Annotated in this window: 21 protein-coding genes; 20 read left to right on the top strand and 1 reads right to left on the bottom strand. The window is 46.2% G+C overall.

Annotated elements, in window-relative coordinates:
* Nucleotides 1-2: 2 nt before the first annotated feature.
* The 9 genes from ACTQ50_RS00210 (at nt 3) to ftsZ (ending at nt 12,209) form a co-directional block, all read left to right on the top strand.
* On the top strand, nt 3-557 hold the full coding sequence (locus ACTQ50_RS00210) for a septum formation initiator family protein (protein WP_441482428.1): 555 nt from the start codon (nt 3-5) through the stop codon (nt 555-557).
* A 137-nt stretch (nt 558-694) separates the two neighbouring features.
* The gene (locus ACTQ50_RS00205; RefSeq protein WP_441482427.1) at nt 695-2,830 is read left to right on the top strand and encodes a peptidoglycan D,D-transpeptidase FtsI family protein; all 2,136 of its coding nucleotides are present in this window, start codon (nt 695-697) and stop codon (nt 2,828-2,830) included.
* Nucleotides 2,831-2,953: 123 nt separating this feature from the next.
* Entirely contained in the window at nt 2,954-4,666 is a 1,713-nt protein-coding gene (locus ACTQ50_RS00200; protein ID WP_441482426.1) for a peptidoglycan D,D-transpeptidase FtsI family protein, read from the top strand.
* A gap of 111 nt (nt 4,667-4,777) precedes the next feature.
* The gene (gene mraY / locus ACTQ50_RS00195) at nt 4,778-5,734 is read left to right on the top strand and encodes a phospho-N-acetylmuramoyl-pentapeptide-transferase (RefSeq protein ID WP_441482425.1); all 957 of its coding nucleotides are present in this window, start codon (nt 4,778-4,780) and stop codon (nt 5,732-5,734) included.
* 60 nt (nt 5,735-5,794) lie between these two features.
* On the top strand, nt 5,795-7,150 hold the full coding sequence (murD, locus tag ACTQ50_RS00190) for a UDP-N-acetylmuramoyl-L-alanine--D-glutamate ligase (protein WP_441482424.1): 1,356 nt from the start codon (nt 5,795-5,797) through the stop codon (nt 7,148-7,150).
* A gap of 169 nt (nt 7,151-7,319) precedes the next feature.
* Nucleotides 7,320-8,447 carry an FtsW/RodA/SpoVE family cell cycle protein gene (locus tag ACTQ50_RS00185; protein ID WP_441482423.1) on the top strand — a complete coding sequence of 376 codons (1,128 nt, stop codon included), beginning with the start codon at nt 7,320-7,322 and terminating at the stop codon, nt 8,445-8,447.
* Between the two features lie 21 nt (nt 8,448-8,468).
* Complete coding sequence (gene murA / locus ACTQ50_RS00180) at nt 8,469-9,737, top strand: UDP-N-acetylglucosamine 1-carboxyvinyltransferase (RefSeq protein WP_441482422.1); 1,269 nt, start codon at nt 8,469-8,471, stop codon at nt 9,735-9,737.
* Nucleotides 9,738-9,743: 6 nt separating this feature from the next.
* Nucleotides 9,744-10,886, top strand: a complete 1,143-nt coding sequence (locus ACTQ50_RS00175; protein ID WP_441482421.1) for a cell division protein FtsQ/DivIB — start codon at nt 9,744-9,746, stop codon at nt 10,884-10,886.
* Nucleotides 10,887-11,057: 171 nt separating this feature from the next.
* Entirely contained in the window at nt 11,058-12,209 is a 1,152-nt protein-coding gene (gene ftsZ / locus ACTQ50_RS00170; RefSeq protein ID WP_441482672.1) for a cell division protein FtsZ, read from the top strand.
* 133 nt (nt 12,210-12,342) lie between these two features.
* Here ftsZ and ACTQ50_RS00165 read toward each other — a convergent pair whose 3' ends face one another.
* A complete protein-coding gene (locus tag ACTQ50_RS00165; RefSeq protein ID WP_441482420.1) occupies nt 12,343-12,663 on the bottom strand; it encodes a DUF1540 domain-containing protein in 321 nt (106 codons plus the stop codon).
* A gap of 381 nt (nt 12,664-13,044) precedes the next feature.
* Here ACTQ50_RS00165 and ACTQ50_RS00160 point away from each other — a divergent pair, with 381 nt between their 5' ends.
* The 11 genes from ACTQ50_RS00160 (at nt 13,045) to ACTQ50_RS00110 (ending at nt 24,168) form a co-directional block, all read left to right on the top strand.
* On the top strand, nt 13,045-15,417 hold the full coding sequence (locus tag ACTQ50_RS00160) for a phosphoketolase family protein (RefSeq protein WP_441482419.1): 2,373 nt from the start codon (nt 13,045-13,047) through the stop codon (nt 15,415-15,417).
* Nucleotides 15,418-16,103: 686 nt separating this feature from the next.
* A complete protein-coding gene (gene infC / locus ACTQ50_RS00155) occupies nt 16,104-16,598 on the top strand; it encodes a translation initiation factor IF-3 (protein WP_118578206.1) in 495 nt (164 codons plus the stop codon).
* 90 nt (nt 16,599-16,688) lie between these two features.
* Nucleotides 16,689-16,886, top strand: coding sequence for a 50S ribosomal protein L35 (rpmI, locus tag ACTQ50_RS00150; protein WP_117850817.1), 198 nt, complete (start codon nt 16,689-16,691; stop codon nt 16,884-16,886).
* Nucleotides 16,887-16,926: 40 nt separating this feature from the next.
* Nucleotides 16,927-17,283: a 50S ribosomal protein L20 gene (gene rplT / locus ACTQ50_RS00145; protein WP_117850812.1), complete on the top strand. Its 357-nt coding sequence runs from the start codon at nt 16,927-16,929 to the stop codon at nt 17,281-17,283.
* Between the two features lie 451 nt (nt 17,284-17,734).
* Complete coding sequence (locus ACTQ50_RS00140) at nt 17,735-18,895, top strand: ABC transporter substrate-binding protein (RefSeq protein WP_441482418.1); 1,161 nt, start codon at nt 17,735-17,737, stop codon at nt 18,893-18,895.
* A gap of 332 nt (nt 18,896-19,227) precedes the next feature.
* Nucleotides 19,228-20,112, top strand: a complete 885-nt coding sequence (locus ACTQ50_RS00135; protein ID WP_441482417.1) for a branched-chain amino acid ABC transporter permease — start codon at nt 19,228-19,230, stop codon at nt 20,110-20,112.
* A gap of 10 nt (nt 20,113-20,122) precedes the next feature.
* A complete protein-coding gene (locus ACTQ50_RS00130; protein WP_441482416.1) occupies nt 20,123-21,196 on the top strand; it encodes a branched-chain amino acid ABC transporter permease in 1,074 nt (357 codons plus the stop codon).
* A 2-nt stretch (nt 21,197-21,198) separates the two neighbouring features.
* On the top strand, nt 21,199-21,957 hold the full coding sequence (locus tag ACTQ50_RS00125) for an ABC transporter ATP-binding protein (protein ID WP_441482415.1): 759 nt from the start codon (nt 21,199-21,201) through the stop codon (nt 21,955-21,957).
* 13 nt (nt 21,958-21,970) lie between these two features.
* Complete coding sequence (locus ACTQ50_RS00120; RefSeq protein WP_226818008.1) at nt 21,971-22,681, top strand: ABC transporter ATP-binding protein; 711 nt, start codon at nt 21,971-21,973, stop codon at nt 22,679-22,681.
* Nucleotides 22,682-22,744: 63 nt separating this feature from the next.
* On the top strand, nt 22,745-23,365 hold the full coding sequence (locus tag ACTQ50_RS00115; RefSeq protein WP_441482414.1) for an AAA family ATPase: 621 nt from the start codon (nt 22,745-22,747) through the stop codon (nt 23,363-23,365).
* A gap of 104 nt (nt 23,366-23,469) precedes the next feature.
* Entirely contained in the window at nt 23,470-24,168 is a 699-nt protein-coding gene (locus ACTQ50_RS00110) for a polysaccharide deacetylase family protein (protein WP_441482413.1), read from the top strand.
* Nucleotides 24,169-24,364: the final 196 nt, after the last annotated feature.

Below are 24,364 nucleotides of genomic sequence, written 5' to 3'. Positions count from 1 at the left end.
AAATGGCGGAGACAGGCAGACGTACTACGTCGGGGAGACGTTCGCAGAATACGTATGTTGACGGAAACACTGTCCGGAAGGTACAGGAAGTTCCCCAGAAAAGGGAATACCGTCAGCCGGAGCATTCAGCTCGCAGGAAAAAAGCACAACCAGAAATTACAATTACACCAGAGCAGGCGGCGCGCCAGAACAAGGTCCTCAGCCGGGAGGCACGCAGAAATCGTGCAAAAGCCAGCAATATGAACCGCAATTTTGCCATATTCCTGGGAATACTGGGGGTTGTGATCGTATTTTGCAGTATCAATTACTTAAGGCTTAAGACAGAATGTACAAGTAAAAGAAGTCAGCTGGCAACTCTGGAATCACAGCTGGCGGAATTAAAAGAAGACAATGATGCATACGAAAGTCAGGTGACTTCTAATGTGGATCTTGAGAGAATCAGAAAGATTGCCATCGGACGGCTGGGAATGAAATACCCAAGTAACCAGCAGACGGAAACCTATACTACAGAAGGCGGCAGCTATGTAAGACAGTATCAGGACGTAACCGGAAAGTAAAGGTACAGAAGGCAGGTGTTTGATTGAGTACTTCAGAACGAAGAAAGAAAAGAAAACCCATAAAAAAAATAAACCACAATATGAAAAACAAGCTGTCAATACTCTTTTTTGGAGTATTGGGAGCTTTAGTCTTTTTATTGGCAGTTGTAACTTATTACAATCTGCATAGCGGTGAGAAATATAAGAAGCAGGTGCTAAGCCAGGCACAGCAGAAATATGAGAACCGCACAATGCCAGCCAAAAGAGGCACTATTTATGACCGGAATGGCAACATTCTGGCAACCAGCAACAAGGTGTATAATGTTGTACTGGACTGCAAAGCCGTGAATGAAGATCCGGATTATATTAATCCTACGGTAAAAGCCCTTGTGGAAATGTTTGGCCTGGATGAAGGGGATATCCGTACCAGGCTTACTGCCGATGAGACGAAAGAGAGCCAGTATCAGGTTGTCAAAAAGCAGGTTTCCATGGATGACAAAAAGGCGTTCGAGGATTACTGCAGTGTGCCGGAAGACACTACCATGACACCGGCGGAAATCCAGGAAAAGAACAACATCAAAGGTGTGTGGTTTGAAGAGGATTATTTAAGAGTCTATCCATACAATGAGCTTGCCTGCGATACCATTGGATTTACTTTTAGCAGAGATACTGCTGACTATGGAATTGAAGGCTATTACAACAGCAGCCTGACAGGAACAGACGGCCGCCAGTATGGATACTTTAATGATGATGCCAATGTGGAGCAGACCATTATTGAAGCTACAGATGGAAACAGCCTGGAGATCAGTCTGGATCTGGGAATCCAGCAGATCGTAGAAAAGTGGGTAAATGCTTTTCAGGAATCGACTGGATCCAAGAATATGGGAGTCATTGTAGAAGATCCTTCAACTGGTGAGATCCTTGCCATGGACGGCGGTGACCGGTATGATCTGAATGATCCAAGAAACATGTCTTCCATTTATTCAGAGGATGAAATTGCAGCCATGAATGACACAGAGACCATGGACGCGTTAAGTGCAATGTGGAATAACTTCTGTGTAACAGATATTTACGAACCTGGTTCTGTTGTAAAGCCCATTGTTATGGCAGCTGCACTGGAGCAGGGAAAAATATCCACCAGTGATACCTTCTATTGTGATGGATTCCAGAACTTCGGTGTACCGGGAAATATGACCACCATCAAGTGTGCAAATGTCTACGGACATGGAATGGAAACCCTGGCTGAAGTAATCGCCAACTCCTGCAACGATGCGATGATGCAGATCGGTGCAAAGATGGGCGCAGAGAATTTCCTGAAGGCACAGAGCACTTTCAACTTCGGAAGCCGTACCGGAATCGACCTTCCAAATGAAGGCTACGGTATCATGCATACCATTGATACCATGAAGGAAACAGAGCTTGCATGCTCCGCATTCGGACAGGGCTTCAGCTGTACCATGATCCAGGAGATTAATGCAATGTGTTCGGTTATCAATGGCGGTTATTATTACCAGCCGCATCTTGTGACAAAGATCAAAGATGCCAGTGGTGCCACCATAAAGACCATCAATCCACTGCTTCAGAAACAGACTATTTCGTCCAGCATCTCAGCTGATATCAGAAGCTATATGCAGGCCAGTGTGGAGCAGGGTACCAGTATGACTTCCAAAGTCCAGGGCTACAGCTCAGGCGGTAAAACAGGAACTGCTGAGAAATTCCCTCGTGGAAATGGAAAGTATGTGGTTTCCTTTATTGGCTTTGCTCCTGTTGACGATCCGCAGGTTTTGATCTATGTAGTAATTGATGAGCCAAACGTAGAAGACCAGGCCAGCAGTGTGTATCCACAGTATGTGGCACAGGCCATTCTTTCTGAGCTTCTTCCGTATATGAACATCCAGCCGGATGAATCAACTGACGGAACCATTCCGGAGACAGAGCTTTGGGAGAATTTCAGCGGCCATGTAAATTCCATTTCTGACAGCCAGATCGATGAGAAAGGAAATCTGGTAGACAGCGAGGGCAACCGGATCGACTGGGATGGCAACCGCATTGATGAGAATGGATATCTTCTGAATAGCGACGGAAGCTATCAGGTGGATTCTGATGGAAATTATATTAAATCCACCAATCTGGAAGGAATCGATAATACCTACAGCGGTTCTGCCGGAGAAACTTTGCCGGAAGCTGTTTCCGATACAAACGTACCTGGACCTCCGGAAGACACCACAGATCCCATTGAGGACAACAACATGGAAAGCGAAGGTCTCACCAACGAAGAGGCTGGACTGGATTAAAAATCCGCCGCAGCGAAAACGGACAGCCGGGAAACAGATCTTCTGGTTCCACATAATATAACACATACCCCCAACTGAAATGTTCATATATTAGTTATGACAATTTCAGTCGGGGGCTTTTTTATGAAAAAAACAATGACCTTTCACAGGAAAAAGATCTGGATTGTGTTTCTTCTCTGTGCCCTGATGCTTCTGGGACTTGTGGGAAGGCTGGTCTATCTCATGGGCTTCAAGTCTGATTACTATTATGAGAAAGCCCAGGATCTTCATGAAAGAGAGCGCGCCATCAAAGCGGCAAGAGGACAGATCCTGGATGCAAAAGGCCGGGTTCTGGCTGACAACAAAACCGTGTGCACCATATCTGTCATATATAGTCAGATAAAGGATCCGGAAAAGGTGATCCAGATCTTATCAAAAGAGCTGGATATGGACAGTGCAGCTGTCCGAAAAAGAGTTGAAAAAGTATCTTCAATCGAAAAAATTAAGACAAATGTGGAAAAATCAGTGGGAGACGTGATAAGGGGATATGAGCTGGATGGGGTGAAAGTGGATGAGGATTACAAAAGATATTACCCCTATGGCTCCCTGGCATCCAAGGTCCTTGGATTCACAGGAGGGGATAATCAGGGGATTATTGGTCTTGAGGTAAAGTATGAAGAAATTTTAAAAGGACAGGCGGGCAAAATTCTTACCACCACAGATGCAAGAGGCGTGGAAATCGACCAGATCGGAGAGAGCCGGGAAGATCCTGTTCCCGGAGAAAACCTGAAAATAAGCCTGGATGTGGATCTGCAGCAATATGCCCAGCAGGCCGCTTTGAAAGTAATGGAGGAAAAACAGGCGGATCGTGTTTCTATTTTGCTTATGAATCCTCAGAACGGGGAAATCTATGTGTGCGTCAATGTGCCGGAATTTGATCTGAATGATCCATTCACGTTGAATACGGATACAGACACTTCCAAAATGACAGAAAAGGAAAAGCAGGATCTGTTGAACCAGATGTGGCGAAATCTCTGTCTCAATGATACTTACGAGCCAGGTTCTACCTTTAAGATCATTACCATGTCTGCAGGACTCGAAGCGGGAGTGGTGACAGTGAATGACCGGTTTTTTTGTCCAGGCTATAAGCTGGTGGATGACAGGCAGATCCACTGTGCAAGGCGTACCGGGCATGGTTCCCAGAGCTTTGTGGAAGGTGCCCAGAACTCCTGTAACCCGGTCTTTATTGAAGTGGGACTCCGCCTTGGTGTAGAGAATTATTATCATTATTTCCAGCAGTTCGGGCTTTTGAAAAAGACAGGAGTGGATCTGCCAGGAGAAGCCGGGACCATTATGCACAAAATGGAAAATATGGGAAACGTGGAGCTTGCAACTGTGGCGTTTGGCCAGTCCTTTCAGATCACACCCATTCAGCTGGCGACAACGGTCAGTTCCCTGATCAACGGAGGCAGAAGGATCACGCCCCATTTTGGTGTTTCTGTGCTCAGTACAGATGGAACCAGCGGAAGAAAGCTGGAATATCCGGTGGAAGAGGGGATCATTTCGGAGAAAACATCGGAAACGGTCAGGGGAATCCTGGAAAAAGTGGTATCTGAGGGCTCAGGCAGAAATGCCCAGATCGAGGGCTATACCGTAGGCGGAAAGACCGCCACTTCCCAGACCCTGCCCAGAAGTGCCAACCGGTACATTTCCTCGTTTCTTGGGTTCATGCCCGCAGAAGATCCGCAGATCCTGGGGCTTTGCATTATCCATGATCCAAAGGGCGTGTATTACGGGGGAACCATTGCGGCACCGGTGATAAAGAATATTTTTGAGGCTGTGATCAGTATGAAATAATATCTTTGGAAAACCAACCTTTGGGTTGATAAATAAGGGGAAAAGCTTTATACTATAAGGTGCTTCAAAAATTTAAGAACGAAAAAACGAAAGAGTTAAAGAGGTGTGAGGATGGAATTTCATATTGTGATCCCGGTGCTGATCTCCTTCGCGATCAGTACAGTATTAGGACCTGTTATTATTCCTTTTTTGCGTAAGCTGAAAATGGGACAGACAGAGAGAACAGAAGGCGTACAGTCCCATCTGAAAAAGGCAGGAACCCCCACAATGGGAGGCGTGATCTTTCTGATCTCCACGATTATTACGTCCCTGTTTTATGTGAAAGATTATCCGAAGATCATTCCCGTATTGTTCCTGACTCTGGGATTCGGACTGATCGGTTTTCTGGATGATTATCTGAAGGTAGTGCTTAGAAGATCCGACGGACTTCTTCCGTGGCAGAAATTTCTGCTTCAGGTGGTTGTAACCGGTATTTTTACCTTCTACCTGCTGAAATATACAGATGTGTCCCTGACCATGCGCATCCCGTTCTGGGGAGGACATTATCTGAACCTTGGCTGGCTTGCCATTCCGGTACTGTTTTTCGCTGTGATCGGAACGGTTAACGGTGTGAACTTCACAGATGGCGTAGATGGTCTTGCGACCAGCGTTACCCTGATCGTGGCCGTATTTTTCACTGTGGTATCCATTGGAACCCAGTCTGGAATTGAGCCGGTTACCTGCGCCGTTATCGGCGGACTGATGGGATTTTTGCTTTACAATGTATATCCGGCCAGCGTATTTATGGGAGACACCGGATCCCTGGCACTTGGCGGATTTGTGGCTGGTGTGGCTTATATGCTGCAGATGCCGCTGTTTATCCTGATCGTTGGACTGATCTACCTGGTTGAGGTACTGTCCGTTATGATTCAGGTAACCTATTTTAAAGCCACACATGGTAAGCGTATTTTCAAAATGGCTCCCATCCATCATCATTTTGAGCTTTGCGGATGGTCGGAAGCCAGAGTGGTTGCAGTGTTTACCATTGTAACTGCAATTATGTGCCTGATCGGACTTTTGGCCCTGTAAGGGCAGCCCTGGATGACCTTTCGGTTATCTGCTTGTAAGGCATTAAGGAGGAAATGAATCATGGAATTAAAAGGAAAAAAAGTTCTGGTTTTCGGAGCTGGAAAAAGCGGGATCGGCGCAGCTGACCTTCTGAACGCAGTTGGTGCCTGCCCTATTCTCTACGACGGAAAAGCAGATCTGGATAAAGAGAGCGTATTACATAAAACAAGCGGCAATTATGAACTTCCCATTTATGCAGGCGAGCTGCCGAAGGAAGTTCAGGAAAGCCTTGACCTTGTAGTATTAAGTCCTGGTGTCCCAACAGACCTTCCCATTGTGAAGGGCTTTTATGATCAGGGACTTCCGGTATGGGGCGAGGTAGAGCTTGCTTACCAGACTGGCAAGGGTGAAGTTCTTGCAATTACCGGAACAAACGGAAAAACTACCACAACAGCGCTTCTTGGCAAGATCATGTCTGATGCCCGCCCGTCTGTATTTGTGGTTGGAAATATTGGAACCCCTTACACCTCCAAAGCACTGGAGATGAAGGAAGAGACCATTACCGTTGCAGAGATCAGCAGCTTCCAGCTTGAGACGATCTGGAAATTTGCTCCGAAGGTAAGTGCGATCTTAAATATTACCGAGGATCATCTGAACCGCCATCACACAATGGCAGAATACATCCGTGTGAAAGAACTGATCACCAGCAACCAGGGACCGGAAGATGTATGTGTCCTGAATTATGAGGATGAGGTCCTTCGTGAGTTTGGCAGGAACCTGGTACCGAAGACGGTATATTTTTCCAGTGCAAGAGAGCTTGAGCAGGGTATTTTCTTAAGAGGAGACCAGATCATCCTTCGCACTGAGAAAGAAGAGATTCCGGTTGTGAAGACTGGAGAGCTGAAGCTTCTTGGTACCCATAACTTTGAGAATGTGATGGCAGCGGTGGCCATGGCCTATTATGCTGGCGTGGAGATGGAGAGCATCCGTAAGAGCATCTGTGAATTTACAGCTGTTGAGCACAGAATCGAGTATGTAACAGAGAAGAACGGTGTGGCATACTACAACGATTCCAAGGGAACCAACCCGGATGCAGCCATCAAGGGAATCCAGGCTATGAACCGTCCTACACTTTTGATCGGCGGCGGATATGACAAGGAATCCAGCTATGATGAGTGGATCCAGGCATTTGACGGCAAGGTCAGATATCTGGTACTGATCGGACAGACCAAGGAGAAGATCAAGGCAGCAGCCGAGAAGAATGGTTTCCATGACATTATCCTCTGTGAAGATCTGAAAGAGGCTGTTCAGGTATGCGCAGATAAGGCAAATGCCGGAGACGCAGTCCTTTTATCTCCTGCATGTGCAAGCTGGGGACAGTTTGACAATTATGAGCAGAGAGGCGAGATGTTCAAGGAGTATGTGAGGGCACTGTAAATCCAGTGCATTATTACAGCTGGCAGGCTGTGCAGCAGAACCCCTGACAGATTGTCTGCTTTGTACCGTTGGAACAGGAGTGCCGGCTGGCGCGGCAGATTTATCTCATAGAATGCTCAGGCGCGGCATATGTTTGAACTAAGGCATGAGACGGCAGGAGCAGACCTCTATGATCCGGGAACAAAATAAGAAAACGAAAACAGACACGGTCTTATTGATCCTAGTGCTGCTTCTGGCAGTATTCGGACTGGTCATGCTGTTTTCCATCAGTGAATATAATGGCAGAGTACGCTTCGGCGACTCTGCCTATTATTTTAAAAAGCAGCTTTTTGCAACCTCCCTGGGGCTTCTGGCTATGTACATAGTGGCAGAGTCAGATTACCGTTTCTTTGTCCGGCTGGCTCCGGCGGCTTACCTTTTATCTATGGGACTTTCCACCGCTGTCCTGCTTGTGGGACAGGAGATCAACGGTTCCAAAAGATGGCTGAATTTTGGTCCCTTGTCCTTTCAGCCTTCGGAATTTGCGAAAGTGGCAGTGATCCTGTTTCTCACCTGGCAGATCACCAGAAGCAAAAAGACCACAGCCGGATTCTGGTTTATGTGCAGGACCATGATGACGCTGCTTCCGATCGTTGGTCTGGTAGGCTCCAATAACCTGAGTACGGCGATCATAATCCTTGGAATCGGTGTTGTCCTGATTTTTGTATCCGATCCAGGATATGCCAGGTTTATTGGAATGGGCGTGGCTGGAGTAGCCGTGATCGCTGTATTTCTGGCTGCGGAGAGCTACCGTATGGAGCGTCTTGCCATCTGGCGGAATCCGGAAAAATATGAAAAGGGGTTTCAGACCATTCAGGGACTTTACGCTATCGGCAGCGGCGGGCTCTTTGGAAGAGGCTTTGGGAGCAGCCTGCAGAAGCTGGGATTTGTGCCGGAAGCCCAGAATGACATGATCTTTTCCATTATCTGTGAGGAACTGGGGCTGACGGGAGCTTTTTTTCTCATAGTCATATTCGGACTTCTTATGTGGCGGCTGATGGTGATCGCCCTCCACTGTAAAGACCTGCAGGGAACCTTGATCTGCGGCGGGCTTATGAGCCATATGGCCATACAGGTGATCCTGAACATTGCAGTTGTGACCAACACCATTCCGAATACAGGGATTACCCTTCCTTTTATCAGCTATGGAGGAACGTCGGTGGTATTTCTTCTGGGGGAGATGGGGCTGGCCCTAAGTGTCAGCCGGAAAATGGATGGCAGCATTTTATCACCAGATGAAAAAAGACGCATACAATAGAAGGTAAGAGGCCCTTTAGGAGTGAATGGCTTGGATGACCGGATTTACATTGAGGGAGGACACCAGCTGAAAGGAAGTATTCGGATACAGGGCTCCAAAAACGCGGCGCTGCCTATGATGGCGGCCTCTCTTTTGCACCGGGGAGTCAGTGTGCTGAAAGGCTGTCCGCGGATTGCGGATGTTTTTTGCATGGAAGAAATTCTGCAGAATCTGGGTGCCGTGACCTGGTGGGAGAACCAGGACCTCTATATGGATTGTGAAAATGCTGATAAATGGTCGGTGCCTTTTTTATTTACCGGGAAAATGAGGTCCTCTGTGATCCTTCTTGGTGCGCTTCTGGCAAGAAATGGAAAAGGAAGCCTGGGGTATCCCGGCGGGTGTGTGATCGGAAAAAGGCCCATTGACCTGCATCTTCTTGTGCTTCGGAAGCTGGGCGCCGTGATCACGGAAGAAGCCGGGCTTCTGATGGCAGAATGCCCCAGATTGCAGGGGACGGTTGTGTCTTTTCCGAAGAGAAGTGTAGGGGCAACCCAGCAGGGAATTTTGGGAGCGGTACTGGCAGAGGGGAAAACAGTGCTGGAAAATTGTGCCCGGGAGCCGGAAATCCAGTGGCTCTGCCGTTATCTACGTTCTATGGGAGCGAAGATCGAAGGGGATGGTACGGACCGGATCTGCATTTATGGTGTGGAGCGTTTAAAGGCAGGTTCCATGCAGGTTCCTCCGGACAGGATCGTGGCTGGCACTTACATTTGCGCCGCTGCCATAACCAGAAGCCAGATCACCCTGGAAAATCCACCGGAAGGGGAACTGGAGGCCTTTCTGGAAGTATATCGGAAAATGGGTGGACAATATAAAGGTAACAGTGGTAAACTATTAGTCAATGGAGAACATGTTCAAAAGCCGGTGGAACTGTTGGAAACCGCAGTTTATCCAGGATTTCCCACAGATCTTCAGTCCCCTGTGATGGCAGTGCTTGCCACGGTAAAGGGCAGAAGCTGTATCCGGGAGAATGTTTTTGAGGACCGCTATAAGGCTGCACAGCAGCTGGTGAAGATGGGGGCCGATATCCGGGTACAGGGAAAGGAAGCCGTGATCCATGGGGGAAAGGAATTTCATGGAGCTATTGTAACGGCCTGGGAATTAAGAGGCGGTGCCGCGCTGATCCTTGGGGCACTGTGTGCAAAAGGGGTTACAGTACTGGAGGGCTATTCCTATGTGCAGCGTGGCTATGAGCATATCTGCCAGGATCTGAATACGCTGGGAGCAGCAGTAAAAAGGATGCAGGAATAACAATATATGAAATCACTGAAAATGAAGCTGATCTATAGAAAACATAAGAAAGCAATTTGGGGAGCCCTGGGGGCAGTTCTGCTGGCAGGCCTGGTCTTTTTCTTTTCTTATTTTCATGTGACAAGTGTGGAGGTCATGGGAACCACACGTTATTCAGATGAAGAAGTAAAGGCGATGGCTTTGCAGGGAGCGTTTACGGATAATTCCGTTCTTGCAGTTTTGCTCCATTCCAGGGTAGATGTGGAGGACGTGCCTTTTGTGGAAGGGTTCAATATTACAAGACTTTCCCACAACAGTATCTGTGTCAGTGTGCGTGAGAAGAAGGCTGTGGGCTGTATTCCCTATCTGGATAATTACGTTTACTTTGACCGGAATGGCACTTTTATTGAAAGTTCCCGGACAAGGGACGAGCTGGTACCTTTTTTTGACGGCATAGAGGTAAGCCATGTGATCGAGGGGGAGAAGCTTCCGATCAAAGGCAGTTCCGTTCTTACCACTGCGGTGGCACTGTCCACTATTTTTCAGAAAAATCAGGATATACCGGATCACATTGAATTTGATGCTAGCTATGAGATTACCCTTACTTATGGAGATATTCAGGTCATGCTTGGCAAGGATGAATATCTTGAGGACAAGATGATGCGGGTGAGCGCTATTTTGCCCAAGCTTTCCGGCAAAAAGGGAATCCTTCACCTGGAGAACGTAAATGACAATTCCAAAACCATTACCTTTGAGCAGGATCTGGGCGAGAATGGAACCATAGAGAGTGTGGATACCCAGGCGGCCTATGAGAATGCCCTTGCAAACTGGCATGGAGGCTATGACGAGGAAGGGGACTACACTGGTGAGGGTGAATATGACCAGAATCTGAACTATGTAGGACCTAAGCCTACAGAGGAGAGCATTGCTGCAAATGGGAGCTGGCTTGGGGGCTATATGGAGGATGGAAGTTATACCGGATATGGACAGCTGGATAAAGATGGAAATTATGTAGGCCCGAATCCAAACGAAACCAGTGAGGAAGGAGACGGGGAAGACACTGGAGACGGAAGCACAGACTATAGTGAAGATTATAGTGAAGATTACAGCGAAGACTACAGTGGAGACTATAATGAAGACGGCTATGACAGCTACGATGAGGAATATTAAGGAAATAACCGCGGATTTCGAGAAAAAAGTATAAAAAAAACAAAATTAGTGGTTGATAAATTCTCAAAAAAAATATATGATATAGCTATATGCAGCTTGGTATATATTTGCTGAAATTAAAGATAAAGGATATAAGGTAGAAATAAAGGAGGAAGTACATTGTTAGAGATAATGTCAAATGAGGCGGAATCCTCTGCAAAGATTATTGTAATCGGAGTAGGCGGCGCCGGAAATAACGCAGTAAACAGAATGGTTGAAGAGGCCATCGGCGGGGTAGAGTTTGTAGGAGTAAATACAGATAAGCAGGCTCTGACTCTGTGCAAAGCTCCAACTGTACTTCAGATCGGTGAGAAGATTACCAAAGGTCTTGGTGCAGGAGCACAGCCTGAGGTTGGACAGAAAGCAGCAGAAGAGAGCATTGAGGAAGTGAAACAGATCATCGAAGGTGCTGACATGGTATTCGTTACCTGTGGTATGGGCGGTGGAACCGGTACTGGTGCAGCTCCGGTTATCGCAGCAGCAGCTAAGGAAATGGGTATCCTCACTGTAGGTGTTGTAACCAAACCTTTCCGTTTTGAAGCTAAGACACGTATGAACAACGCACTTGCAGGTATTGAGAACCTGAAGAAGTCTGTTGATACATTGATCGTAATCCCGAATGACAAGTTACTGGAGATCGTTGATCGCCGTACTACTATGCCGGAAGCACTGAGAAAGGCAGACGAGGTTCTGCAGCAGGCCGTTCAGGGCATCACAGACCTGATCAATCTGCCGGCTCTTATCAACCTTGACTTTGCTGATGTACAGACTGTTATGACTGATAAGGGTATTGCTCACATCGGTATCGGTGAGGCAAGAGGCGATGATAAGGCTATGGAAGCTGTTCAGCAGGCTGTATCTTCTCCGCTGCTTGAGACTACCATCAAGGGTGCTACACATGTTATCATCAACATTTCCGGTGATATCTCCCTTATGGATGCAAACGATGCAGCAAGCTACGTACAGGAGCTTACAGGCGAGGACGCAAACATCATCTTTGGTGCTATGTATGATGACTCTGTTGCTGATTATGCAAGAATCACTGTTATCGCAACTGGTCTTGCTGACAATGTACAGGCATCTAACCCATTTGGAAATAAGGCAAGCAACTCTGTATTTGCAAACAAGAGACCTGCTTCCACTACCACAACTGGCGGTGTAAAACTGAACATGCCATCTTTCAGCATGCCGACTATGAATGCTACACCATTCACAGCGAAGACACCATCCAGCACTGTTCAGAAGAAGGACATCCAGATTCCGGATTTCTTAAGAAACAGATAGAAAATAGAGAGTAAAAAGGCCCTCGCACATTTGTGCGGGGGCTGTTTTTTTCGCGGCAGGCGCGCCAAAGTTTGTGTTTGTGGAAAAAGTTGGCGGATGCCGCCTGGTTTTGGCTGCTTTAAGACTTATAGACTTAGCACTGGCACTGGAAAGTGTCGCACTTCGTCTCAGAACATGTCTTGGCACCGTTTCCGGCTACGTCGATAGCAGCTGCGGTACATTTGCAGTCTTCGTTGTAGGTACAGTTGTGGGCTTTACAGTCAATCTGGATGGTTTCACATCCACAGCCGTTTTTGGCGCTGTTCATAGCTCCCTGGCTTCTTTCACGGAAGCTTCCGCAGGATGTTTCATCAGCACTTCTGGCACTGTCACCCATCACGTCAATCTCCCCTCTGGAGCAGAGCATATCTTTGTTGTAAGCACAGGTTGTTGCGGAACATTTTAAGATTGTCATGTTTTTTACCTCCTGAGTTTCATTTTTTCGTAATTGTGTTATGAAACGTAATCCTGTTTTGCAGGATTCTTTTTTTATCTTTTCCTGAAAGGAAGAAAATATACGTGAATTTTTATAAGAGAATTTTAGAAGAAAGGTAGATGTCGCTTGAGGCGACTGCTTCGATAACGAGCCAAACTCGCAGAGTGTGTTTTGTCCCATTGAGAACAGTTGCAGCGAAATCAGAAAATGGGAAGATTTTTCAATAACAGATTTTTTTTTCGCTTAGGACAAAAAAGAACTATAATTATGTCAAAAAAAGAACTTGCGGTATTAAGGCTATCAGTTTACAATACGCTTGACAAAAAAAAGACAATCTAACTCGATGGAAAGGAGTACAATATGTCTGAAAACACCACATGTCTGGAAAAACAGCCATTATCAGAAGAACTTCTGAAAAAAATGGATGCGTATTGGAGAGCTGACAACTATCTCTCCGCAGGACAGCTTTACTTACTGGATAACCCGCTTCTTCGTGAGCCGCTGACAATGGATCAGGTGAAGAAGAAAATCGTTGGTCACTGGGGAACTGTACCGGGACAGAACTTTGTCTATGTTCACTGCAACCGTGTGATCAAACGTTATGATCTGGATATGATCTACATTTCCGGTCCTGGACACGGCGGAAACTTCCTGATCGCAAATACTTATCTGGAAGGTACATACAGCGAGGTTTATCCGAATATCAGCCAGGACGAAGAGGGTATGAAGAAAATGTTCAAACAGTTCTCATTCCCGTGTGGAGTTCCAAGCCACTGTGCTCCTGAAACACCAGGCTCCATCAATGAGGGTGGTGAGCTGGGATATTCTATCGCACATGCTTTTGGTGCTGTATTTGATAACCCGGATCTGATCGCTACTACAGTTGTTGGTGACGGAGAGGCTGAGACTGGTCCTCTGGCAACTTCCTGGCAGTCAAATAAATTCCTGAACCCGATCACAGATGGTGCCGTTCTTCCAATCCTTCATCTGAATGGATACAAGATCAGCAACCCGACTATTTTCTCCCGTATTTCCCATGAGGAGATTGAGAACTTCTTCAAAGGCTGCGGCTGGAAACCATATTTTGTTGAGGGTGACGATCCAATGGAAATGCATCGCAAGATGGCAGAGACCATGGATACAGTGATCGAGGAAATCAAGGACATCCAGAAGCATGCCCGTGAAAACAACGATCCTACAAGACCAATGTGGCCGATGATCGTTCTTCGCACACCGAAGGGATGGACTGGACCGAAGGTTGTAGACGGACAGCAGATCGAGGGTACTTTCCGTGCGCATCAGGTTCCGATGACAATGGAGAAATCGGAGCATCTTCAGCAGCTGAAGGACTGGCTTATGAGCTACCATCCGGAAGAACTGTTTGATGAGAATGGACGTCTGATCCCAGAGCTTGCAGAGCTGGCTCCTAAGGGAAATGCACGTATGGGTGCGAACCCACATGCAAACGGCGGACTTCTTCTGAAGGATCTTCGTCTCCCGGATTTCCGTGATTATGGAATTGATGTAATTCCTGGAAAAACAAAGGCTCAGGATATGATAGAGCTTGGCGGATATATCCGTGATATCTTCAAATTAAATGAAGAGAATAAGAACTTCCGTATTTTTGGACCAGATGAGTCTATGTCTAACCGTCTGTATCGTGTATTCGAGGCTCAGAACCGTGACTGGAATGCTGAGATGGTTGATAATGATGATTGTCTGGCTAGAGATGGACGTATTATGGACAGTATGCTTAGTGAGCATATGTGTGAAGGATGGCTGGAAGGTTATCTGCTTACCGGACGTCATGGTTTCTTTGCAAGCTATGAGGCATTTATCCGTATTGTGGATTCCATGGCAGCACAGCATGCAAAATGGCTGAAGGTTACCAATCAGCTTTCCTGGAGACAGCCGATCGCGTCTCTGAACTTTATCCTGACTTCTAACGTATGGCAGCAGGACCACAACGGATTTACCCATCAGGATCCTGGATTCCTGGATCATATTGCCAATAAGAAGGCAGACGTTGTACGTATGTATCTTCCACCGGATACAAACTGTCTGTTATCCTGCTTCGATCATTGTATCAAGAGCAAGAATTATGTGAATGCCATTGTTGCTTCTAAGCATCCTAGCTGCCAGTGGCTGACTATGGAGCAGGCGGTTAAGCATTGTACCCAGGGTATTGGTATCTGGGAGTGGGCTAGCAATGATGCTGGCGAGGAGCCAGACGTTGTGATGGCTTGCTGTGGTGATACTCCTACGCTGGAGACTCTTGCAGCAGTTACCATTCTTCGTGAGGAGATGCCGCAGCTGAAGATCCGTGTGATCAATGTAGTTGACTTGTTTAAGCTGGAGTCTGATACAAAGCATCCTCATGGATTAAGTGACAGAGAGTATGATGCGCTGTTTACTAAGGATAAACCGATTATCTTTGCGTTCCATGGTTATCCGACGCTGATCCATGAGCTTACTTATGAGAGACATAACAGAAATCTTTCTGTGCATGGTTATCAGGAGGAGGGTACGATTACAACTCCGTTTGATATGAGGGTGCAGAATGAGATTGACAGATTTAATCTGGTTAAGGATGTGATCATGCATCTGCCGCAGCTGGGGAATAAGGGTGCTCATTTGATCCAGAAGATGAATGATAAGCTGATTGAGCATAAGCAGTATATTGCGGAGTATGGACAGGATCTGGAGGAGATCAGAGACTGGGAGTGGAAATAAAATAGATAGGTGATGGCGACGGGAGTGAGTTGGTAAGGGACGCCGTGACGCGGGCAGGGTTGTCTGCGGACACGGCGATTTTCCCGGGTTTTGCTCCGCCGCCTTTTGACAGCCTTGTGAACAAACTCGCCCTTCGGGCTCAGACAGTGTTCACAAGGCTGTCGCTATGCTCACAAAACCCGGGAAAATCGCCTGACGTCCTTAGACAATCCCTGCCCGCGTCACGGCTGTGTACTGGCTGGGACTGGGCGCACTGAGAGGGGGCTATTTTATTTCGAGGGGGGAAAAGGGACGAAAGGCGCTGCGCTTTTTCTGGGAATGGAGGGCGGAGGGTAAGAAGATGAGTTTCCCTTGTGAAAAAAATATAATATATTGAAAAAAATGGCTTGACTTTCACGGGCGGGCATGGTAGTATACAACAGTACGTAATGAAAAGAAAGCAGAGTTCACTCTCACCTCAGCGCACATTTGGATGCGGCTCGGGTTCATATTGCACAGCAGCGCGTGACTTAGTTCGCGGGTGTAATAGGAGAAGTGTGGATTCTGTCTGCACTTTTTTTATGTGTGGGGCAGCGTATGGAGGCAGGAATTTCTTCCTGCGAAGGGGAATGAGAGTCCAGAGGTTAGAAGCTGGATCAGAACAGATCATCTATCAGGTATGGAGGTGCACGACAATTAGCAATTTAATGATTAACGAACAAATCAGAGACAAAGAGGTACGCTTAATCGGACCGGACGGAGAGCAGCTTGGAATTATGTCCGCGAGAGAGGCAATGGCCAAGGCTCAGGAGGCAGAGCTTGATTTAGTAAAGATTGCCCCGCAGGCAAAGCCGCCGGTATGTAAGATCATTGATTACGGTAAATACCGCTACGAGCTTGCCAGAAAAGAGAAAGAAGCCAAGAAGAAGCAGAAGACCATCGATGTCAAAGAAGTGCGTCTTTCACCAAATATTGATACCAATGACCTGAACACAAAGGCTGGGGCAGCGCGTAAGTTCCTTACCAAGGGCGACAGAGTAAAGGTTACTCTTCGTTTCCGCGGAAGAGAGATGGCGCATATGTCAAGCAGCAAGCACGTTCTGGATGATTTTGCCGACATGCTGAAGGACATTGCCGTAGTTGAGAAGGCACCTAAGGTAGAAGGCAGAAGCATGACAATGTTTTTAGCACAGAAACACTAGGATGTTGCATTCATTTGGAGAGACACCCTGCGGGGGCGTCAGGCTGGATGAGGGACATTAAATAGATACGATATTAAGGAGGAAATTACAATGCCAAAAATTAAAACTTGTAGAGCAGCAGCAAAGCGCTTCAAAAAAACAGGAACAGGAAAATTAGTAAGAAATAAAGCTTACAAGAGCCATATCTTAACAAAGAAATCTCAGAAGAGAAAGAGAAATCTTAGAAAAGCTACTGTTGTTGATTCTACTAATGTTAAGAGCATGAAGAAAGCATTACCGTATTTATAAGATATAGCATAGAAGAAGACGAACAGGAGGAAAATAAGAAATGGCAAGAATTAAAGGCGGATTAAACGCAAAGAAGAAACATAATCGTGTATTAAAACTGGCAAAGGGCTACAGAGGAGCTCGTTCCAAACAGTATAGAGTAGCAAAACAGTCTGTTATGCGTGCACTTACCAGCTCCTACGCTGGAAGAAAGCAGAAGAAACGTCAGTTTAGACAGCTTTGGATCGCACGTATCAACGCTGCTGCAAGAATGAACGGATTATCCTACAGCAAAATGATGCACGGCCTTAAAGTTGCAAACATCGACATCAACAGAAAGATGCTTGCTGAGATGGCTGTAAACGATGCTCAGGGATTCGCAGCACTTGCTGAGATCGCTAAGAAAGCAATCGCTTAATTTTTGCGAAATAAGAGATAAAGTATGGGAGATGGGAAACCATCTCCTATTTTTTTACATAAAAGCGTTCAACAGGAACTTGCATTTGGGGGGTTAGAGCCTTATTGGACTAAATTGAAATACACTCTATTTACAATATAAAATATGATAATAGAATTGCAGTGCGTCCTACAGCGCACGCTTGTACGCCGCAGAAATAACAAAAACAGGAAAATTTGGACATAGTAACGAAAATTTTTTCTGTAATTCTTAAAAAACTATAAAATTTTCTATTGCAATCAAAAAAACAGGATGCTATAATCTTAACATTAAAGTAGTAAAGAGAAGAAGTTATGGAAGCCAAAGCCGGCTGGGAAACCACCAGTGGGCTTTTCTATTACCTCAGTGTGGTAGACACGGTGAGAGGGCGAGATGACAGAAACTCTTACATAAATTAAGGAGGAGATTTATTATGAGAAATCTGAAAAAAGTACTCAGCATTACTGCAGCCGCAGCAATGGCAGTATCCACAGTAACACCTGTATCTGTATTTGCAGAGAGCGAGGAAACCTTCAAGATTGGTGTCATTGGACCTATGACAGGAGATTATGCACAGTATGGTACTGGTGTATACAATGCAGCTAAGATCGCAGCAGATGAGATCAATGCAAACGGCGGATTCAATGGATATCAGGTAGAGATCCTTGACGCTGGTGATGATCAGGGAGATCCGGAAAAAGCAGTTAACGCTTACAACGACCTTCTTGACAAAGGAATGCAGATGCTTTGCGGTACCGTTACTTCCGGTGCTTGTATCGCAGTAGGTGCAGAGGCAGCAGAGAGCACATTCCTCTTCACACCATCCGCAACAGCAGTAGACAGCATCACAGCTGGTGACAATGAGTTCCGTATGTGCTTCACAGACCCAATGCAGGGAACCAAATCTGCTGAGTACATTTCCGAGAAAGGACTTGCTACTAAAGTAGCAACTCTTTACGATTCCATGGCAGACTACAACTCAGGTGTACATGACGCATTCGTTGCAGCTTGCGGTGATTACGGCCTTGAGGTTGTAGCTGATGAAGCTTACACCACAGACAACAACACAGACTTTTCCGTACAGCTTGGCAAGATTAAAGACAGCGGTGCAGAGCTTCTGTTCCTTCCAAACTACTACTCTGACAACGCTCTGATCCTTCAGCAGGCTCATGACCTTGGTCTTGACATAAAGATCTTCGGTGTTGACGGTATGGATGGTATCCTGAACGTTGAGAATTTCGATACCTCTCTTGCAGAAGGTGTTATGCTTCTGACACCATTCTCTGCAACAGGTGAGGATGAGGCAACTGTAAACTTCGTAAAAGCATATGGCGATGCAAACAACGGTGAGACACCAAACCAGTTCGCAGCAGATGCATATGACGTACTTTACGCTATGAAAGCAGCAGCAGATGACGCTGGTATCACACCGGATATGTCCAATGAGGACATCAGCGCAGCAATGTCCGCTTCCATGCTGAACATCACTGTAAATGGTCTTACAGGAGAAGCTAAATGGACAGAGGACGGCGAGTGCGATAAAGCTCCTAAGGCTTATGTGATTCAGGATGGCGTTTACGCTTCTATGGAATAATAAAGAATAAAGGACATTATGCCGGATATGCGGCAGGGTCTTAACCATTTCCCTGAGTTCGCAGGGGATGGCCGTTAGCAAAGGGGAGACGGTTACCTGTGGGTCCGTCTCCTTCTTTGCAATTATAAAATAATGGTTGCTCCGCTCCGGGACAACCAAAATAACTATAAAATAACTGGAGCGTGTCTGAAAATTTACTTCCGCTTTTTCATTTTTCGCAATGAAAGAAAATTTTACAGCAGGAAAAAGCCGGGAATGAATTTTCAAACACGCTCATGGAAAAGAAAAATTCGTTACTAGTTACAGTAACAAATCCAGTTAAGAGGTGCATTATGAGTTTTATATCCTATTTAAAAGATGGTATCAGCCTGGGCAGTATCTATGCGATCATCGCTCTTGGCTATACAATGGTATATGGTATTGCAAAAATGCTGAACTTCGCGCATGGTGACGTTATTATGGTTGGAGCATTTGTAATCCTTACCGCAGTTACCAAAGCCAGTATGTCACCAATTCTGGCAATCATTCTTTCCGTTGTGATCTGTACGGTAGCCGGTGTTGTCATTGAGGCAGTTGCCTACAGACCGCTTCGTAAAGCTTCTTCCAACCTGGCAGTTCTGATCACTGCAATCGGTGTCAGCTACCTGCTTCAGAACCTGGCACTTTTGATCTTCGGCGCAGATGCAAAGAGCTTCGTTCCGGTTATCAATGTTCCAGCCCTGGTTCTGTTTGACGGACAGCTTACCACTAAAGGTGTTACCATTGTAACTATCCTTGCCTGTATCGTGATCATGGTCGGCCTTCAGCTTTTTGTAAAGAAAACCAAACCAGGACGTGCCATGCAGGCTGTTTCTGAGGACCGTGATGCTGCACAGCTGATGGGTGTCAATGTAAACGCTACCATTTCTCTTACCTTTGCAATCGGTTCCGGACTTGCAGCAATCGCTGGACTTCTCCTTTGCTCCGCTTATCCTACACTGACTCCTTACACAGGAGCAATGCCTGGTATCAAAGCATTCGTTGCCGCTGTATTTGGTGGAATCGGATCTATCCCTGGCGCCATGGTTGGCGGAATCCTTCTTGGCGTGATCGAGATCTTCAGTAAGGCTTATATTTCCTCTCAGGTTGCAGATGCAATCGTGTTTGCAGTTCTGATCGTCGTGCTGCTTGTAAAACCATCTGGTCTGTTCGGCAAGAACATCCAGGAGAAAGTATGAGGTGGCCGATATGAAAAAGAATATGAACAAAACAACAAAAAACAACTTTATTACATATGGCATGGTGATCGCAATCTTCGTTGTGGTACAGGCACTTTCCTCCACAGGAAACCTGTCCAGACTGCTTACCGGCCTTCTGGTACCAATCTGTGTATACACCATCGCTTCTCTTTCCCTGAACCTGGTAGTAGGTTATTCTGGAGAGCTGAGCCTTGGACATGCAGGATTTATGTGTGTTGGAGCTTACTCCAGTGCGGTATTTTCCCATGTTACCAGTGATCTGATCCCGTCTGTTCCAAGACTGATTCTTGCATTGCTGGTAGGTGCAGCTGTTGCTGCTATCTTCGGTGTGCTCATCGGTATTCCGGTACTGAGACTTCGAGGTGACTATCTGGCAATCGTAACGCTGGCATTTGGTGAGATCATCAAGAACCTGATCAACATTCTGTATGTTGGTGTAGATGACAAAGGACTTCATGTTGCAACAAGCGCAGCCAATCTTCAGCTGGATCCTGGCGGAAAACAGATCATCAAGGGTGCCCTTGGTGTTGCGGGAACTGCAACCTTATACAAAGATATCAAGGACTATTTCTTCCTGATCGGTGTGATCCTGGTCCTTCTTGCATTATTTATCATTCAGAACCTGGTAAACTCCAGAAGCGGACGTGCCATCACTTCTACCCGTGATAACCGTATCGCAGCTGAGTCCATCGGTATCAACGTAACTAAGAATAAGCTGCTTGCATTTACCATTTCTGCAGCAATCGCAGGCGTGGCAGGTGTGCTTTATGCCCATAACCTTTCCATGCTGAAGGTTTCCATCTTCGACTATAACATGTCCATTACCATCCTGGTATACGTTATCCTTGGAGGTATGGGAAATCTTCGCGGAAGTATCCTTGCAACTATCGTGCTTTATGCACTTCCTGAGCTGCTTCGTGGATTCTCCACATACCGTATGCTGATCTATGCAATCGTTATGATCGCAATGATGCTTTTCAACTGGGCTCCTGCAGCAAGGGATTTCAGAAGCCGCATTGTTGAAAAAATCAAAGGTCACAGCAAAGAAAAGGAGGCGGCTTAATTATGGCAATGTTAGAGGTAAACAATCTTTCTATCCAGTTTGGCGGTCTTCACGCTGTTGATAATTTTCATATGAAAATTGAAAAAGGAGAGCTTTATGGCCTGATCGGACCAAACGGTGCTGGAAAAACAACTGTATTCAACCTTCTTACAGGCGTTTATAAGCCAAATGAGGGACTTATCAAATTGGATGGCCAGGACATCACAGGAAAAAGTATTATCGACATCAATAAAGCAGGAATTGCACGAACATTCCAGAATATTCGACTTTTTAAGGATATGACAGTGCTGGATAATGTTAAGGCAGGTCTGCACAACCATTATAAATATTCTACTTTGACAGGAATTTTAAGACTTCCGAAGTATTTTAAAGTAGAAAAAGAGATGAATGAGCGTGCTATGGAAATCCTGAAGGTGTTTAACCTGGATCAGGAAGCTGGCCTTCTTGCAGGAAACCTTCCTTATGGTAAACAGCGTAAGCTGGAGATCGCCAGAGCACTTGCCACAGATCCCAAGCTTCTCCTTCTGGATGAGCCGGCTGCTGGTATGAATCCTAACGAGACCCAGGAGCTGATGGATACCATCCGATTTGTAAGAGACCATTTCAATATGACTATCCTGCTGATCGAGCATGATATGAAGCTGGTTGGTGGTATCTGTGAGGAGCTGACTGTACTGAACTTCGGACAGGTTCTCTGTCAGGGTGAGACAGCTAAGGTTCTTAAGGATCCAACTGTTGTTACTGCATATCTGGGCGAATAAGGAGGAAAAAGAAATGGCAATGTTGGAAGTGAAAGATTTACACGTATATTACGGTGTAATTCAGGCATTAAAAGGAATCTCCTTTGAGGTAAACCAGGGCGAGGTTATTGCCCTGATCGGCGCCAATGGTGCAGGAAAAACTACTACACTGCAGACTCTGACAGGTCTTCTTTCTGCAAAAGAAGGTTCCGTTGTTTTTGAAGGAAAAGATATTACCAAGGTTCCGGCGCATAAGATTGTTGAGATGGGAATCGCACATGTCCCGGAGGGGCGTCGTGTTTTCGCGGACTTAAGTGTATATGAGAACCTGATCATGGGAGCTTATACAAGAAAAGATAAGGCTGAGATCCAGGAAAGCCTTGCGGGAGTCTATAAACGATTCCCACGTCTGGAAGAACGTAAAGGACAGCGTGCCGGTACACTCTCCGGTGGTGAGCAGCAGATGCTTGCCATGGGACGTGCCCTTATGAGCAAACCAAGACTGATCGTAATGGACGAGCCGTCCATGGGACTTTCCCCGATTTTTGTAAATGAGATTTTCGATATCATCCGTGTAGTAAGTGAAGGCGGAACTACCGTACTTCTGGTAGAGCAGAATGCGAAGAAAGCACTTTCCATTGCAGACCGCGCTTATGTCCTTGAGACTGGTAAGATCACAATGAGCGGAAAGGCCAGCGACCTGCTGAATGATGAGGCGGTACAGAAGGCTTATCTGGGAGAATAAAATCTATGGAAAATTCTCCGGTCAGGGAACTAAAAGCTGGCCGGTGTAATAAGGAGGAGAGAAATGGACAATTTCGTAATTACCATTGCAAGACAGTACGGAAGCGGTGGACGTACCGTGGGAGAAATGCTTGCGAAGAAATTAGGGATTGGATATTACGACAAGGATATTATCCGCATGGCGTCTGAGGACAGTGGAATCCACGAAACTCTTTTCGGAAGAGTGGATGAGTATTCCAGCGCCAGAAAGCCGCTTTTCGGAAAGAACGGTATTTACAGCGGTGAGCTGATCCCGCCTCAGAGCAAGGATTTTACCTCTGATGAGAACCTGTTTAATTATCAGGCGAAGATTATCCGGGAGCTGGCCGAGAAGGAGTCCTGTGTGATCATCGGAAGATGCTCCAACTATATTTTGAAGGATTATCCAAATGTGCTCCGTGTATTTATCCACGCTGACTGGGATTTCCGAATGGAAAAGGCGGCTGAGAAGCTGAGCATGAGTACAAAGGAAATCGAGAAATTCCTTCAGAAAGACGACAAGCGCAAGGATGAGTATTACCGCAGATTTACAGGGGAAGAGTGGAAGGATGCCACCCAGTATGACCTGTGTCTGGACAGCAGCAAGCTGGGATATGAGAAATGCATCGAGGAAATTGAGAATCAGCTGAAACTGCTGAAAAAATAAGCAGATGTGTGAAGAGCACTGGTGATTTCGAGAGAGGTTGCCGGTGCTTTTTTTCGTGTTCCAAACATATATTGTCAGGAAGGACAGATGTCAGGCGGCGGGATATGAAGAAGAAAACAGGGCATCTGATGATGTGGGCGCAAATGATGGTGCTGGCAGTGCTATGTGTGCGGCTGGGAAGTTTGCAGATGGAAGAAAGCAGGGGAGCAACAGGGGGAATAGAAGTGCAAAAAGAGTTAGCGCAGGAAAAGAAGAAAGTTGCTTTAACCTTTGACGATGGTCCCAGCAGCAAATATACGCCGCTGCTTTTGGAAGGGCTGAAAGAGCGGGGCGTTCATGCCACTTTTTTTCTCATGGGAAAGAATATTGAGGGGAAAGAGGCTCTGGTGAAGCAAATGCAGGAGGAAGGCCACCTGATCGGGAACCATACATACAATCATGTACAGCTGGATAAGATTTCAAAGGAAGCTGCAAAAGAGGAAATTGAGGCTACCAGCCAGGAAATCTACGAGATCACCGGTGTGTATCCCGCCTGGTTAAGACCACCCTATGGGGAGTGGAGGAAAAATCTGGATTTCTATGTGGAGATGTTTCCAGTGCTTTGGGATGTGGATACCCTGGACTGGAAGAGTAAAAACGTGGATTCTATTATGCGGATCGTAAAAAATGAAGTAGAAGATGGGGCTGTGATCCTGATGCACGACGCTTACCAGAGTTCGGTGGATGCGGCGCTCCGGATCGTGGATCTGCTGACGGCAGAGGGGTATGAATTTGTGACGGTGGAAGAGCTGATATTGCCATAAAGTAGTATTTGCTTACCAGTAAGTTACTGTTTACAGGTAATATTCTGCGAGGCATTTTTAGTGAACAGGAACATATTTTATTAACTTGCCTAAATAGGACATATGGTTTATAATTAGAACAAATGTACGATAATTACTGGGAAATCAGATGTTGCCAGAACAGCATTTGGGAGCTGGTATGATGATTCCCTGTTTG

This window comes from Blautia sp. Sow4_E7, from assembly GCF_052116245.1.
Classification (GTDB): Bacteria; Bacillota; Clostridia; order Lachnospirales; family Lachnospiraceae; genus Blautia_A.
Note: the sequence above shows the minus strand (reverse complement) of the source record. Positions and strands in the feature narration are given on the sequence as shown.

What these genes read in the sequence shown, in the direction of transcription:
- ACTQ50_RS00110 (WP_441482413.1), top strand. Translation starts at nt 23,470, where the DNA reads ATGAAGAAGAAAACAGGGCATCTGATGATGTGGGCGCAAATGATGGTG.
- ACTQ50_RS00185 (WP_441482423.1), top strand. Translation starts at nt 7,320, where the DNA reads ATGATCCGGGAACAAAATAAGAAAACGAAAACAGACACGGTCTTATTG.
- ACTQ50_RS00160 (WP_441482419.1), top strand. Translation starts at nt 13,045, where the DNA reads ATGTCTGAAAACACCACATGTCTGGAAAAACAGCCATTATCAGAAGAA.
- ACTQ50_RS00140 (WP_441482418.1), top strand. Translation starts at nt 17,735, where the DNA reads ATGAGAAATCTGAAAAAAGTACTCAGCATTACTGCAGCCGCAGCAATG.
- infC (WP_118578206.1), top strand. Translation starts at nt 16,104, where the DNA reads ATGATTAACGAACAAATCAGAGACAAAGAGGTACGCTTAATCGGACCG.
- murD (WP_441482424.1), top strand. Translation starts at nt 5,795, where the DNA reads ATGGAATTAAAAGGAAAAAAAGTTCTGGTTTTCGGAGCTGGAAAAAGC.
- ACTQ50_RS00210 (WP_441482428.1), top strand. Translation starts at nt 3, where the DNA reads ATGGCGGAGACAGGCAGACGTACTACGTCGGGGAGACGTTCGCAGAAT.
- ACTQ50_RS00120 (WP_226818008.1), top strand. Translation starts at nt 21,971, where the DNA reads ATGGCAATGTTGGAAGTGAAAGATTTACACGTATATTACGGTGTAATT.
- rplT (WP_117850812.1), top strand. Translation starts at nt 16,927, where the DNA reads ATGGCAAGAATTAAAGGCGGATTAAACGCAAAGAAGAAACATAATCGT.
- rpmI (WP_117850817.1), top strand. Translation starts at nt 16,689, where the DNA reads ATGCCAAAAATTAAAACTTGTAGAGCAGCAGCAAAGCGCTTCAAAAAA.
- ftsZ (WP_441482672.1), top strand. Translation starts at nt 11,058, where the DNA reads ATGTCAAATGAGGCGGAATCCTCTGCAAAGATTATTGTAATCGGAGTA.
- ACTQ50_RS00115 (WP_441482414.1), top strand. Translation starts at nt 22,745, where the DNA reads ATGGACAATTTCGTAATTACCATTGCAAGACAGTACGGAAGCGGTGGA.
- ACTQ50_RS00175 (WP_441482421.1), top strand. Translation starts at nt 9,744, where the DNA reads ATGAAATCACTGAAAATGAAGCTGATCTATAGAAAACATAAGAAAGCA.
- ACTQ50_RS00125 (WP_441482415.1), top strand. Translation starts at nt 21,199, where the DNA reads ATGGCAATGTTAGAGGTAAACAATCTTTCTATCCAGTTTGGCGGTCTT.
- ACTQ50_RS00135 (WP_441482417.1), top strand. Translation starts at nt 19,228, where the DNA reads ATGAGTTTTATATCCTATTTAAAAGATGGTATCAGCCTGGGCAGTATC.
- mraY (WP_441482425.1), top strand. Translation starts at nt 4,778, where the DNA reads ATGGAATTTCATATTGTGATCCCGGTGCTGATCTCCTTCGCGATCAGT.
- ACTQ50_RS00165 (WP_441482420.1), bottom strand. Translation starts at nt 12,663, where the DNA reads ATGACAATCTTAAAATGTTCCGCAACAACCTGTGCTTACAACAAAGAT.
- ACTQ50_RS00130 (WP_441482416.1), top strand. Translation starts at nt 20,123, where the DNA reads ATGAAAAAGAATATGAACAAAACAACAAAAAACAACTTTATTACATAT.
- ACTQ50_RS00200 (WP_441482426.1), top strand. Translation starts at nt 2,954, where the DNA reads ATGAAAAAAACAATGACCTTTCACAGGAAAAAGATCTGGATTGTGTTT.